General features: G+C 64.3%; 9 protein-coding genes, 1 tRNA gene and 1 pseudogene. All 11 read left to right on the forward strand.

Annotated elements, in window-relative coordinates:
* The first annotated feature begins 25 nt into the window (after positions 1-25).
* The gene (locus I2H19_RS00685) at positions 26-865 is read left to right on the forward strand and encodes a formate/nitrite transporter family protein (RefSeq protein ID WP_195568238.1); all 840 of its coding nucleotides are present in this window, start codon (positions 26-28) and stop codon (positions 863-865) included.
* A gap of 122 nt (positions 866-987) precedes the next feature.
* Entirely contained in the window at positions 988-3,105 is a 2,118-nt protein-coding gene (locus I2H19_RS00690) for a molybdopterin-containing oxidoreductase family protein (RefSeq protein ID WP_195620614.1), read from the forward strand.
* A 76-nt stretch (positions 3,106-3,181) separates the two neighbouring features.
* Positions 3,182-4,639, forward strand: coding sequence for an L-seryl-tRNA(Sec) selenium transferase (gene selA / locus I2H19_RS00695; RefSeq protein WP_229089680.1), 1,458 nt, complete (start codon positions 3,182-3,184; stop codon positions 4,637-4,639).
* On the forward strand, positions 4,636-6,603 hold the full coding sequence (selB, locus tag I2H19_RS00700; protein WP_195620616.1) for a selenocysteine-specific translation elongation factor: 1,968 nt from the start codon (positions 4,636-4,638) through the stop codon (positions 6,601-6,603). The genes selA and selB overlap by 4 nt, the downstream gene beginning before the upstream one ends.
* Before the next feature lie 36 nt (positions 6,604-6,639).
* A tRNA-Sec gene (locus I2H19_RS00705) sits at positions 6,640-6,736 on the forward strand.
* A gap of 154 nt (positions 6,737-6,890) precedes the next feature.
* Entirely contained in the window at positions 6,891-7,523 is a 633-nt protein-coding gene (mobA, locus tag I2H19_RS00710) for a molybdenum cofactor guanylyltransferase (protein WP_195620618.1), read from the forward strand.
* A 15-nt stretch (positions 7,524-7,538) separates the two neighbouring features.
* Positions 7,539-7,934, forward strand: coding sequence for a DUF3343 domain-containing protein (locus I2H19_RS00715; protein WP_195620619.1), 396 nt, complete (start codon positions 7,539-7,541; stop codon positions 7,932-7,934).
* 257 nt (positions 7,935-8,191) lie between these two features.
* Positions 8,192-9,547 (forward strand): NADP-specific glutamate dehydrogenase, encoded by a 1,356-nt coding sequence (gene gdhA / locus I2H19_RS00720; RefSeq protein WP_195620620.1) that lies wholly within the window; start codon positions 8,192-8,194, stop codon positions 9,545-9,547.
* A gap of 167 nt (positions 9,548-9,714) precedes the next feature.
* A complete protein-coding gene (locus tag I2H19_RS00725) occupies positions 9,715-10,617 on the forward strand; it encodes an FAD binding domain-containing protein (protein ID WP_271745324.1) in 903 nt (300 codons plus the stop codon).
* A gap of 74 nt (positions 10,618-10,691) precedes the next feature.
* Positions 10,692-11,060: pseudogene (locus tag I2H19_RS10090) on the forward strand ((2Fe-2S)-binding protein); the annotation flags it as partial.
* Between the two features lie 177 nt (positions 11,061-11,237).
* Positions 11,238-13,448, forward strand: a complete 2,211-nt coding sequence (locus tag I2H19_RS00730; protein WP_411266897.1) for a xanthine dehydrogenase family protein molybdopterin-binding subunit — start codon at positions 11,238-11,240, stop codon at positions 13,446-13,448.
* The last annotated feature ends 142 nt before the right edge of the window (positions 13,449-13,590 follow it).

The raw sequence follows: 13,590 nt of genomic DNA on the forward strand, positions 1-13,590 counted from the left end.
GCTGAATAGGAAAGAAGTGATTGACATGGCAGATTCCAAGGTGGAGTACCCCGCTCCCGATTGCCTGGCGCCCGCCGCGATCGAGGCCAAGACCGAGGCCGCCGGCGTGACCAAGGCCAACCTGCCGGTCGCTAAGGCCTTTCTGTTGGCAATGTTCGCCGGTGCGTTTATCGCCTTCGGCGGCCTGTTCTTTACGGTGTTTTTGAGCGACGGCACGCTGGGCTGGGGTGCCCAGCGCGTCGTGGGCGGCCTGTGCTTTTGCCTGGGCCTGGTGCTGGTGCTGGTGTGCGGCGCCGAGCTGTTTACCGGCAATTCGCTTATGGTCTGCGCGCTCAAGAGCAAAAAGATCACCCTGGCTCAGATGCTCAAGGCCTGGGTCGTCGTGTGGGTCGGCAATTTTGTCGGTGCCCTGTTCATCGTCTTTTTGGTGTACATGGCCGGCATTTACAAGCTCAACGGCGAGGCGGTCGCCAATTCCATGGTGAGCGTCGCCGCCGGCAAGGTGACGATCGACTGGGTGACGATCTTCTTCCGCGGCATCCTGTGCAACATCTTTGTGTGCCTGGCCGTGTGGATCGGTACCGCCGGCAAGACCGTGGTCGATAAGGTCGTGGGCATTCTGCTTCCCATCGCCGCCTTTGTGGCCTGCGGTTTTGAGCACTGCGTCGCCAACATGTACTTTTTGCCCATGGGCGCCGTGATGCATGCATGCGGCTACGGTGCCAAGGTCGCCGGCGCCGATGCGCTCAACGCCGCGGGCATTGCGTTTAACCTGTCCGCTGCCACGCTGGGCAACATCGTGGGCGGCGCGGTTCTGGTCGCGCTCGGCTACTGGTTTATCTACGCCAAGAAGTCCGAGGCGTAAGGTATCGTCTGTTTGACGTTGGGCCTCCCGCGGGGCGTTGCCGTGCGGGAGGCTTTTTGGGTCCGGGACTCGTTGCCGGGCTTTTGGCCTGCTGTGTTTGGCTGATGAAAGGGGTAATCGAGATGGCATCTGCTGTGAAGCGTGACGGTCGCGCCGTGGTGACTGCATGCGGGGGATGCTATGCCGATTGCGCCTTTGCGGCACGCGTTGAGGACGGTCGCGTGGTGGCCGAGTTGCCGGTGCCGGGGCATCCGTGCGCGGCGCGTGCCCTGTGCGCCCGCGGGCGACATCGCCTGGACATGCCGTTTGACGAGCGCGACCGGATTTTGCATCCCATGCGCCGCCGAGCTGATGGCTCGGGGTTTGATGCGATTTCCTGGGATGAGGCGTTTGCCCAGATTGCCGAGCGCCTTTTGGGGATTGTTGACGAGCGCGGGCCTCGTGCGCTGGGCATGACACTCGGCGTGCCCTCGTTCGACCGCTACTGGGCCTATCGTTTTATGCATGCGCTGGGCTCGCCCAACGTGTACGGTGCCGACGGTGCCTGCGAGGTAAGCCGACTTACCGGTTGGGAGCACAGCCTGGGCTATAGTCCCGCCTCCGACCTTGCGCATACCGACTGCATCATGTACCTGGGGCGTTCCTTGGTGGATTCGTCGTCGATGGGGTCGGTCGATGCGCTCAACGACGCGCGCCGGCGTGGGGCGAAAATCATCGTGGTTGACCCTCGGCGCAGCGGTTCGGCTGCTATTGCCGATCGCTGGCTCCGCGTGCGTCCCGGATGCGATCTGGCGTTGCTGCTGGGTATCGCACACGTGTTGATTGCCGAGGGTCTGTACGATCACGAGTTCGTTGCCCGCTATACCACGGGCTTTGATGAGCTGGCGCAGGCGGCCAGTGCTTGGATGCCCGAGTGGGCTGAGTCGATGTCCGACGTGCCGGCCGAAGAGATTGTCGCCACGGCGCGCGATCTGGCTGCCGCCGCGCCTGCCGCCGTGGTGGATGCGGGCTTTCATGGCGGCATCGGTATCGCGTATGCCAACAGTACGCAGACGGCGCGCGCTATCTGTTTGGTCGATGTGCTGCTGGGCTGCATCGGACATGCGGGCGGTGCCCTCAACCCGCCCACACCGCTTGCGTTGGGCGATTTGGACCCTGCGCGTTTCGCGACGCCGTCGATGCCACGTGAGCCCAAGTTGGGGTCCGAACGCTATCCGCTCGTCGACCCCGAGCGCGGTCTGTGCACGACCATCGGCCAGTCGATTCTTGCCGGCGATTTGCGTGGGCTCATCGTCTATGCCAGTAACCCCGGTGCGGGCTATGGCAATGCACAGGCTTGGTTGGGTATTTTGCAGCAGCTCGACTTGCTTGTGACGATTGATATTCGTTGGTCCGAGACGGCGCGTGCTTCTGACTTCGTGCTGCCCGACGTGACGTATCTGGAGGCCGACCGCGGTGTGGGCACGGTCGTGGGCGTCAACGATTCGCGCGTGTTCTACCGCAACGCCGTGCTGCCCGTGCAGCATGACGGCACACGTCCCGGTCGGGAGATTTTTGCCGGTCTGGCGCAGGCGTGTGGCGTGGGCGAGTATTTCCAGTTTACGTCTGACGATCTGACGGCTGCCCAGGTGGCGCCTTTTGGGATCGATCTGGACGAGCTCAAGGAGCGCGGCTGGGCCGATACGGGCGTGGCGCTGCCGTCGCGCACGGGTGAGCCGGTGATTCCGCTTGCCGGCGGCAAAATTGCGCTGGCAAGCGACGTATGGGAACGAGTCGGCATGGGTCGTGTGCCCAACTGGATTGCGCCCATTGTGGAGCCCGGCCCGGGGATGTTTCGCCTCATTAGTGGCAACCGTCCCTTTGAGTCGCACACCTCGCGCAGGCTTGCGGCTCAAGGTGCCGCCGAGGCTGGATCGGACCTGGATGCCGTGCAGATGAATGCCGATGCTGCTGCGCACATGGGCATCGCCGACGGCGAGATCGTCGAGCTCGTGAGCGATATGGGCCGCGACCGCGTGCGCGTGGAGACGACGCCCTATCTGCATCCGGCGTGCATCTTCACGTCGGCCGCCCCCGGCGGGCGTTCGCTTGGCGCCGATGTCGGTGGCGCTCAAGCCTTGGGCGTGGGCCCGCTCGACCATACGCCGTTGCGTTGGGATCCGTTGACAGGTGCCGCGCTCACCCAGGAAAACGCCGTTCGCGTGGAAAAGATCACGGAGCACGTGGATAATAACGATTGATTGACTCAGCCGATCGAATTGGCTGATAGTTTGACGTTCGAACGATTGATTCACCTTTGGTTTTGAAAGGCCGCACATGAGCGATAGCCAGAACATGTCCGATGAGGTGCGCGCCCGTCTGCGTGCCATTCCTTCCGTCAACGAGCTGCTCACCGAGTGGCCGGTGGTGAAGGCGGCAGGGGAGACCTGCGACGCGGTGGTCCATGCCGCCGTCACGGCCGAGCTTGACGAGGAGCGCGCCGCCATTCGCGCCGGCGCCGCCCCGCGTTCCAAGCGTGACCTGGCTTCGGCTATCGAGTGGCGTGCGCACCGCTCCGCGCTGCCGAGCCTGCGCCCAGCGGTTAATGCCACGGGTGTGGTCATCCATACCAACTTGGGTCGCGCCCCGCTCGCGGAGTCGGCCGCCAAGGCCGTGGCCGAGGTCGCGCGCGGCTACAGCACGCTCGAGTACAGCGTGGACACCTGTTCGCGCGGTTCGCGCAAGGAGCACGCCGCGCAGCTGATCCGCTCACTCACCGGTGCCGAGGACGCGCTCGTGGTCAACAACAATGCCGCCGCGGTGCTGCTGGTGCTTGCCACCCATGCCGCGGGCAAAGAGGTTATCGTCAGCCGCGGCGAGCTTGTCGAGATTGGCGGCAGCTTCCGCATCCCCGATGTCATGGCGGCCTCGGGCGCCAAGCTCGTCGAGGTCGGCGCCACCAACCGCACGCACCTGGCAGATTATGAGCAAGCTATTACGCCCGATACGGCCATGATCCTCAAGGTTCATCCTTCCAATTATCGCATCGAGGGTTTTCACGAGGAAGTGGGCTCTCGGGAGCTCGCCGCACTGGCCCATAAGCACGGCCTGCTGTTCTATGAAGATCAGGGGTCGGGCGCGCTGTTGCCCGACGACATCTTGGTGCGCGGAGGCGAAGAAACCACGCCGGCTTCGGTTTCGGCAGGGCTCGATTTGGTGTCGTGCTCGGGCGATAAACTTCTCGGTGCAGCACAGGCGGGCATTATCATGGGCCGTCGTGACCTGGTTCAGGCCTGTGGGTCACATCCGCTTATGCGCGCCCTGCGCCCGGGCAAACTGGCCCTGTCGGCGCTCGAGGCCACGCTGCGTATCTACATGGATGGCGCCGATGTTGCCCATCGCGATATTCCGGTGCTCAGCATGCTTACGCTTCCGCAGACCCATTTGGAGCGACGTGCCCGCAAGCTGCGCGATCGTATGGTCGCCGGTCTCGACAAGGCCGGTTGCCTGTGCGCCGTTCAGGTGGAGATCGTCGAGGAGTCGTCGACTCCCGGCGGCGGTTCGCTGCCTACCGTCGAGCTGCCCACCATGTGCGTTGCCGTGCGTCTTGTCGATGAGCGTCTTTCCGTTGACGCACTCAAGCGCTCACTCGTCCAAGATTTCGACACGCCGGTCGTCACGCGCGCCTCGCACGATCGCATTTTGTTTGACGTCCGTACGCTCGTGGGCGACCGCGATATCGAGACGGCGGCGTCGACGCTTGCCGCATGCGTTGAGAAGGCGATTGCTCGATGAGTGAGGTTCAGGCGCTGGTGGAGTGTCCCGTTATCGTTGGCACGGCGGGCCACGTTGACCACGGTAAGTCGGCACTGATCGAGGCGCTGACCGGCAAGAATCCTGATCGCCTTGAGGTCGAGCGTCGCCGCGGCATGACGGTGGAGTTGGGCTTTGGCGAGCTGGCGCTGCCGAGTGGCAAGATCGTCGGCCTTGTCGACGTGCCGGGCCATGCGCATTACTTGCGCGCCATGGTGCAGGGTGCCACGGGCATCGACGTTGCCGTGCTGGTGGTCTCAGCCGTCGAGGGCGTGATGCCGCAGACCCGCGAGCACGTGCATGTGCTGGAGCTGCTGGGCGTCACGCATATGGTGGTGGCGCTGACGATGTGTGACCTGGCCGATGCCGAGATGACCGAGCTTGCCGAGCTCGATGTCGATGACTTTTTGTCGGGTACTGTGTTTGCGGGCGCGCCAATTGTGCCCGTGTCGTCTAAGACGGGCGAGGGGATTGACGGGCTGCTTGCGGTGCTCGACGAGCAGGTGGGTGTCTGCTGGGATACCTGTCGCGAGCGTGCCGAGCGGAGCGATGCCGCGCCGCGCCTGCCGATTGACCGCTGCTTTACGATCAAGGGCGCCGGCACCGTCGTGACGGGAACGCTGCACGATGCGCCGGTTGCGGTGGGCGATGAGCTCGTCGCGCTGCCGTCGCGCACGGTCTGCCGCGTACGCGGGATCCAGGTGCATGGCGACACGCAGCAGGCGTTGCCCGGTCAGCGTGTGGCGCTCAACTTGGTGGGCGATGCTGTCGCCGCGCTCGATCGCGGCGAGATGCTCGGCGTGGAGGGCCGTTTTGGCCAGACGATGCGTTTTATGATGACGTTTACGTATTTGGGCCGCGAGGGCGCCAAGCCGCGCGTGCTCGAGTCGGGCGCGCGTGTGCATGTGATGGCCGGCACGGCCGAGGTCGTCGGCCGCATCATGCTTTTGGAGGGCGAGGCCCCCATGGCGGTGGGCGAGACCCGTACCGTACAGGTGCGCTTGGAGGAGCCGCTGCCGCTGCGAGCCGGAGACCATGCCGTGGTGCTGTCGTATTCGCCCGTTATGCTCATCGGCGGCGGGCGCGTGCTGCTATCGCGCTGCCGTCGCTCGCGCGAGCTTTCGGCCGGCGAGCGCGCGCTGTTTGCGGCACTCGAGTCCGGCGATATCGCGGGCGGTGTGGGCGCTTGGCTGGCGCTGCAGACGCTGCCGGTTACGCCGGTTGATGTTGCCGAGGCTTTGGATCTTGGTGTCGGCGAGGCCGATGCCGCACTGCGCGGGTTGGTGGCGCAGGCCTCCGTCCGCAAGCTTGCGGTGGGTGATGCGGACCTCTTGGCGGACGCCGTGGTGCTTGACGCCGCGATGGATGCCCTGGCGGCGACCCTGTCAGCCATGCATGCGGCGTCTCCCAAGGAGACGGGCTTTACGCCCGGCGCCGTTGCCCATGCTGCGTGGCCTGCCGCTGATGATACGGTTGCCGCAGCCCTGGTTTCCGAGGGCTGCTCGCGCGGCGTGTGTGCCTCCGAGGGCGCCGAGGTGTTCGACCCGCACTCCGCTGCCGCCGCGGCGCGTGTGGTGCGCGAGGCCTGCGAACGTATCGTTGCCTTGCTGGATGAAGCCGGCCTCGATGCACCGACGTTGCCCGAGGTGGGCGAGCAGTTGCAGCTCGATCGCGACACCATGACGCGTGCCCTGCGCGAGCTTTCGCTCAACCGTGCGATCGTTAAGGTCGAGCGCGATGTGGCCTTGTCCGCCACCGTGGAGTCGCATGCGCGCGAGCTTGTTGCCGCCGCTATCGAGGCTGCCGGCGGCGCTGCCACCACGAGTGTGCTGCGCGAGGCGCTGGACGTGTCGCGAAAACGTGCCATCAGCATCTTGGAGCACCTGGATGCCGTGCACTTTACAGTGCTCGACAAGGAAGCCGGCGGCCTGAGGTCCCTACGCTAGATCGGCTGCTCGGTTTGGTAAAATACCGCCGCACTTGGGAACGGATGGGCTCCGGTGGGCTCCGCGGTCCTCAAAACCGTTGCGAGGCGTGCAAAACGTCTTGGATGTGTTCGATTCACATACGTTCCCGCCATATGCTACCAGCGTTTTTGTGCTCGCGGTCTTGCTGCGTGCCGCAAAGGCGCTGTTTTGTTTTTGCACGAGCTTTTCGTAGCGCCGCTATTTCGGCGGCTGTATTTAGCTTCGTGCACTGGGTTTCGAGCATGCCGATGGAGGTGTTTTGCCGTATGACTACCGTAAGACGTGCCGATCTTTCTTGTGTCGTCCAGGCGGGCGGGCTGTCCTCGCGCATGGGCTGCGATAAGGCACGCATGGCGTTTTGCGGCGAGCCGCTCATCGAGCGCGTGCTGGGTCGGCTGGCGCCAGTTGCCGGCGAGTTGGTCGTGACGACTTCGCGTCCCAGCGAACTTGCCTACCTTGAGGAGCACACGTTTGGCGGCCTGGTGCCGCGTGTGGTGGCGGATCTTGAAGGGTCGGCGGGCGCTATGCGCGGCATCGCGAGCTCGTTGGCTGCGGCTCGGCTGCCTCTCGTGGCGATCGTTGCCTGCGATATGCCGTTTGTCTCGCCGGAACTCATCGGCGCGCTTGCCGATCGTGTTGAGGCCGAGGCGCTCGATGTGTGCGTGCCGCGCGAGGAGCGGGGGATTGAGCCGCTTTGCGCTGTCTGGCGCCGTGACGCGTGCGCGCCGGTTGCCCAAGAGCTGCTCGCCTGCGACCGCCAACGCATTCGCTGCCTGATCAATCGCGTTCAAGCTGGTTATATGGATGAGCCGCAGATCGTTAAGGCCGCGGGCTCGACGCTCTGCTTCGAGAACGTCAATACGCCCGAGGAGTTTGCGGCGGCCGAGTTGCTTGCCTAGACGATTGGAGTTGCCATGTCTCACGATATTTGTCCCGACACGGGAGAACCTTGCACTTGCGACGGGTCCGAACCCTGTACCTGCGGCTGCGGAGGCTGCGGGCATACCGCGGAAGAGGAAGCGACCGCCGCGGCGTATCGTGAGGCACACCGCGAAGGCCCGTCCGGTGATGCCCTCGACCACGAACGCAAGATCATCGTATCGTTCGACAGCACGTTCGATGTGATGGAATGCGAACAGCTGTGCCTTGCCGCCGGTGTTCCTGGGCGCATCATGCCGCTGCCCGGCTCCATCACCGCCGGCTGCGGGCTGTGCTGGGCCATGCCGTTCTCGGGCGACGCCCTCGCCGCTTTCCGCGCCGCCACCGAGAGCCGCATAACTCCCGCCGACTACCATCAGCTCGTCCTCTAACCACCAGCACCACCACAAAGGTGCCTGTCCCCAATGTGGTGGTTTGGAACACGTGGACGAAACAGGTTTGAAACACGGGTTTTGCACGTCAGGCTCTCAAAAACGCTTCTACCTGCACCGTAATCAAAACGAAACATCTGCTCGTCGGCTTATGCGAAACTTTGCTGCAACAGTGCGATATTATCCATACTCGATAAAGTTCGCGGCACATAGGGTGCCGCGACCAACATTTTTCGTTTCCCATCATTGGAGGAAGCATGAGCTACACGCAGAAAGTTCTCGACGAGCTCAAGGCCCGCTATCCCGAGCAGCCTGAGTTCATCCAGGCCGCGACCGAGATCCTCGGCACCATTCAGCCGGCGCTCGACGCCCACCCCGAGTACGAGGAGGCCGCCCTGCTTGAGCGCCTCGTCGAGCCCGAGCGCATCGTCATGTTCCGTGTTCCCTGGGTCGACGACCAGGGCAAGGTTCAGGTCAACCGCGGCTATCGCGTCGAGTTCAACTCTGCCATTGGACCCTACAAGGGCGGCCTGCGCTTTAACCCGACGGTTACCCTGGGCATGCTCAAGTTCCTGGGCCTGGAGCAGATTCTCAAGAACAGCCTGACCACCCTTCCCATGGGCGGCGGCAAGGGCGGTTCCGACTTTGACCCCAAGGGCAAGTCCAACAACGAGATCATGCACTTCTGCCAGTCCTTCATGACCGAGCTCTATCGCCACATTGGCCCCAACACCGACGTTCCCGCCGGCGACCTGGGCGTTGGTGGCCGCGAGGTTGCCTACCTGTTCGGTCAGTACAAGCGCCTGACCAACGAGTGGACCGGCGTCCTCACCGGCAAGGGCCTCTCCTTTGGCGGCTCTCTCGCCCGTACCGAGGCCACCGGCTACGGCCTGGCCTACTTTGTGGACGAGTACCTCAAGAGTCGCGGCGACTCCTTCGAGGGCAAGAACGTCGTCGTTCACGGCTCCGGTAACGTCGCCATCTACGCGGTCCAGAAGGTCTCCCAGCTCGGCGGCAAGGTGCTGGCCTGCTCCGATACCCACGGCTGGGTTGAGGATCCCGACGGCATCGACTACACCGTGCTCGAGCATGTCTACAACAAGAAGCGCTCCGGCCACGACAAGGGCGTCACGCTCGCCATGTACGTCGACGAGAAGCCCAATGCCACGTGGCACGAGGGTGACGGCCGCGGCGTGTGGCAGCTGCCCTGCGACATCGCGCTGCCCTGCGCTCGCGAGAACACGCTGCTGCTCGAGGACGCCCAGGCGCTCGTCGCCAACGGCTGCAAGGTGGTCGGCGAGGGCGCGAACATGCCCACGACCATCGAGGCCACGACCTACTTCCAGGAGAACGGCGTCGCCTTTATGCCCGGTAAGGCTGCCAACGCCGGCGGCGTGCTCGTGTCCGGCCTGGAGATGAGCCAGAACGCCGAGCACCTGTCCTGGACCTTCGAGGAGGTCGACGGCAAGCTCGAGCAGCTCATGCGCGGCATGTTCCACAACGTGGACGACACCGCCAAGAAGTACGGCGAGGAGGGCAACTTCGTCATGGGCGCCAACATCGCTGGCTTCCTGAAGGTCGCCGACGCCATGCTCGCCCAGGGCGTCTGCTAAATCTTCGCTCGATATAGCATCGCAGAAGGCTCTCAGTCATCTTGGCTGGGAGCCTTTTTTGATCCGCACGCGACGGAGGAAAACGGTTCATTTTGTCCCGACACGAGCTGAGCCCCCTCGTTTGGTACACTTAAAAGTACTGGGCAAGTGGAGAGATGGGGGAGAACGTGCTCAAGTTCGGTACCTACGTCCGTGTTGGAAACGCGGCCGAAGCCTATGAGCTCTTACAGAAGAACCGCAACAACAAGATTGTGGGCGGCGGCATCTGGATGCGCCTGGGTTCGCGTCGCGTGGCGACGGCGATTGACCTTTCGGCCTGCGGACTCGATCAGATCGAGGAGACCGAGACCGAGTTTCGCATCGGTGCCATGTGCACCCTGCGCCAGCTCGAGCGTCATGCCGGGCTCAACGTGCTTGTCAACAATGTCTTTGAGTTCGCCGTCCATGACATCGTGGGCGTGCAGCTGCGCAATACCGTCACGGTGGGCGGCAGCATCTACGGCCGCTTTGGCTTCTCGGACGTTCTCTCCGCCTTCCTCGCGCTCGATTCCTATGTTGAGCTGACGGGTGCCGGTCGCGTGCCGCTCGCCGAGTTCGTGGACATGGGCTACGTGCGCGACGTGATCGAGCACGTGGTGGTCGTTAAGCACGATTACCGCGCAAGCTATGAGGCTGTGCGCAAGGCCGCGACCGACTTCCCCTCGCTCAATGTCACCGCCGCCTGGTGGGACAACAGCTGGCATGTCACCGTGGGCGCCCGCCCGCTGCGTGCGACCCTGCTGCAGGGCGAGGCATGCGGCCTGGTGAACGAGCGGCCTTCCGAGGACGAGCTGCGCTCCCTGGCCGCGTCCGTGCGCGCGCTGAGCTACGGCACCAACATGTGGGGCTCGGCCGACTACCGCCGCCGCATCTCGGCCCCGCTTGCCGTGCAGGCCGTGCGCCGCGCCGCCGGCATCGAGCTTTCGGCCGCGCTTGCCCGCGAGCTCGAGGGCGTGCAAGTGCCTAAGTTTGCCACGGACGAGTATTCCTGCCGCCGCGTGCCCGGCGTCGATTCTAGCGAGGTGCGCTAATGGCTGCCAAACTCATCGATCTTTCCTTTACGCTCAACGGCCGTAAGGTCAAGGTTCAGATTGCCCCCGACACCATGCTCTTTGCGCTGCTGCGCGAGCTGGGCTGCGCGTCGGTGCGCTGCGCTTGCGAAACCACCAACTGCGGCCTGTGCACGGTGTGGCTTGACGGCGACCCGGTGCTGAGCTGTTCGGTTCCCGCCGCGCGCGTCGAGGGCCATACCATCACCACGCTCGAGGGCCTCAAGGCCGAGTCCGAGGCACTGGCCCGTGCGATGGCTGCCGAAGGCGCCGAGCAGTGCGGTTTTTGCGCCCCCGGCCTTATCATGAACGTGCTGGCGCTTGCCCGCGCCGCCAAGGAGGACCCGAGCCTCGTCGCCACGCGTGAGGAGCTCTCACGTCAGCTTGCCGGTAACCTCTGCCGTTGCAGCGGCTACGAGAGCCAGCTGCGCGCCATCGTCCGCTTTCTCAACGAGTCCGGCGTGCAGGTGGGCTTTGAGATGCCCGAGCTGCCGGTCAACGACACCAGCTGCGACGGTGTCTCTTACAAGCAGATTACCCACAAGCAGCCCAAGAAGGACTCGAAGGCCCTGCTCGAGGGTCGTCCCGTCTACACGGGCGATATGGTGCCCGCCGGCGCGCTCATCGTCAAACTCAAGCGCAGCCCGTATGCCCGCGCCAAGATCCGCTCCATCGACACCTCGCGTGCCCTGAAGGTGCCCGGCGTGGTGGGTGTCTACACCTACGAGAATGTGCCCCAGCGCCGCTTTACCATCGCCGGCCAGAGCTATCCGCAGCCGAGTCCCTACGACCGCCTGATTCTCGAGAACCTCGTTCGTTACCAAAACGAGGAGGTGGCGATCGTTGCCGCCGAGACTGAGGAGGCTGCCGACAAGGCGCTCAAGCTCATCAAGGTCGACTATGAGGTGCTCGAGCCGCTGCTCGACTTTACCCAGGCGCTCGATAACGACATCGTGGTCCACCCCGAGGGCGACGTGACCTTTATGTTCCCGCAGGGCGGCGACGTGCCCCGCAACCTGGTGTGCAGCGGTACCAGCGACTTTGGCGACTTGGACGAGGCATTCGCCCAGAGCGATATCGTCTTTGAGCGCACCTACACCAGCCAGGCCACGCAGACCGCGCCCATGGAAACCTTCCGTGCCTTCGCGACGACCGACGCGTTCGGGCGCATCTCGGTGACTACCTCCACACAGGTGCCCTTCCACGTGCGCCGCATGGTCGCGCAGTCGCTCGACATTCCGCAGTCACAGGTGCAGGTTATTAAGCCGCGCATCGGCGGCGGCTTTGGCTCCAAGCAGACGGGTTGCTGCGAGATCTTCGTGGCGTTCGTCACCCAGCAGACCGGCCGTCCCAGCTACTGCTGCTACACCCGCGAGGAGACCATCACCGCGGGCAACTCGCGCCATCAGATGCAGATGACCGTCAAGCTGGGCGCCATGAACGACGGCACCATCACGGCCATCGACCTGCATACATTGTCCAACGCCGGCGCGTACGGCGAGCACGCCACCACGACGATCGGCCTTTCGGGCCACAAGAGCCTGCCGATCTACAACCACGTGAAGGCGAGCCGCTTTAGCTGGGACGCCGTCTACACCAACACCAACCGCGGCGGCGCGTATCGCGGCTACGGTGCCACTCAGGGCCAGTTTGCCGTGGAGAGCGCCGTCAACGAGCTCGCTGACATGCTGCACATGGATCCTGCCGACCTGCGCCTTAAGAACATCGTGCGCGAGGGCGAGACCATGCCGCAGTACTACAACGAGAAGCTCAACGCCTGCGCGCTCGACCGCTGCTTGCTGCGCGCGATGGACATGATCGGTTGGCGCGACAAGCCCCTGGCCGTGGACCTGGGCGACCGCGTGCGCGCCCTGGGCTGCGCGCTCACCATGCAGGGCTCGGGCATCTCCAACATCGACATTGCCGGCATCGACCTGCGCCTGGAAGAGGACGGCTTTATTACGCTTTCGACCGGTGCCACCGATAACGGCATGGGCGTCGACACCATCCTGGCGCAAATTGCCGCCGAGGAGCTGGGCGTGGAGAGCTCGCTCATCGTGGTGCGCGGCGTGGACACCGACGTGTCGCCGTTCGACGCCGGATCGTACGCGAGCTCCGGTACGTACGTGACGGGCCTGGCGGCCAAGAACGCCGCGACCGAGCTGCGCGGCAAGATTTGCGCCAAGGCCGCCCGGATGTGGGATGTGGATGCCGCCGACGTGGTCTTCGATGGCCAGTACGTGCGCCTGGCCGACGAACGTGCTGCCCGCGAACACGGTCGCTACCTCACGCTGCGCGACTTTGCCAACCTGTGCGTCAAGAACATCGCGGGCGGCGACGCGCTTACCTCGCACGCCTCTGCCTGCCTGCCCGTTTCGCCTCCGCCGTTTATGGCCGGCATTGCCGAGGTCGAGGTCGACAAGGCCACCGGCAAGGTGACCGTGGTGGATTACGCCGCGGCTGTGGACTGCGGCACCGTGATCAACGAGGCGCTCGCGCGCGTCCAGGCCGAGGGCGGCATTGCCCAGGGTATCGGTCACGCGCTCTACGAGATCGTTGAGCGTGACGACCGCGGCCGTCTGCGCACCGGCAACTTTATGAGCTACAAGCTGCCCACGCGCCTGGATATCGGCAGCATCCGCGTGGCCTTTGAGCCGAGCTACGAGCCGACGGGTCCGTTTGGCGCTAAGTCGATCGGTGAGGTCGTCATCAACACGCCGCTCGCCGCCGTGGCCTCGGCCGTCGCACACGCCACCGGCCACCAGGTGCGCTCGCTGCCCATCACGCCCGAAAAGGCGCTGCTGGGGGAGTAGGCGAGCTCGCTCGCTTCCCGTCCGGAAACTGCATCCCATTTTTCAGCCGAAATCTGGGATGCAGTTTCCTTTTGAAGCCCTTCGCGGAAAGCGCGACCCGGAATATCGGTTCAAAATGGGACGCGCTTTCCCTTGCTCGTGC

This window comes from Collinsella aerofaciens (genome assembly GCF_015560135.1).
GTDB classification, from domain to species: Bacteria; Actinomycetota; Coriobacteriia; order Coriobacteriales; family Coriobacteriaceae; genus Collinsella; species Collinsella aerofaciens_AN.

What these genes read in the sequence shown, in the direction of transcription:
- I2H19_RS00685 (WP_195568238.1), top strand. Translation starts at nt 26, where the DNA reads ATGGCAGATTCCAAGGTGGAGTACCCCGCTCCCGATTGCCTGGCGCCC.
- I2H19_RS00690 (WP_195620614.1), top strand. Translation starts at nt 988, where the DNA reads ATGGCATCTGCTGTGAAGCGTGACGGTCGCGCCGTGGTGACTGCATGC.
- selA (WP_229089680.1), top strand. Translation starts at nt 3,182, where the DNA reads ATGAGCGATAGCCAGAACATGTCCGATGAGGTGCGCGCCCGTCTGCGT.
- selB (WP_195620616.1), top strand. Translation starts at nt 4,636, where the DNA reads ATGAGTGAGGTTCAGGCGCTGGTGGAGTGTCCCGTTATCGTTGGCACG.
- mobA (WP_195620618.1), top strand. Translation starts at nt 6,891, where the DNA reads ATGACTACCGTAAGACGTGCCGATCTTTCTTGTGTCGTCCAGGCGGGC.
- I2H19_RS00715 (WP_195620619.1), top strand. Translation starts at nt 7,539, where the DNA reads ATGTCTCACGATATTTGTCCCGACACGGGAGAACCTTGCACTTGCGAC.
- gdhA (WP_195620620.1), top strand. Translation starts at nt 8,192, where the DNA reads ATGAGCTACACGCAGAAAGTTCTCGACGAGCTCAAGGCCCGCTATCCC.
- I2H19_RS00730 (WP_411266897.1), top strand. Translation starts at nt 11,238, where the DNA reads ATGGTGCCCGCCGGCGCGCTCATCGTCAAACTCAAGCGCAGCCCGTAT.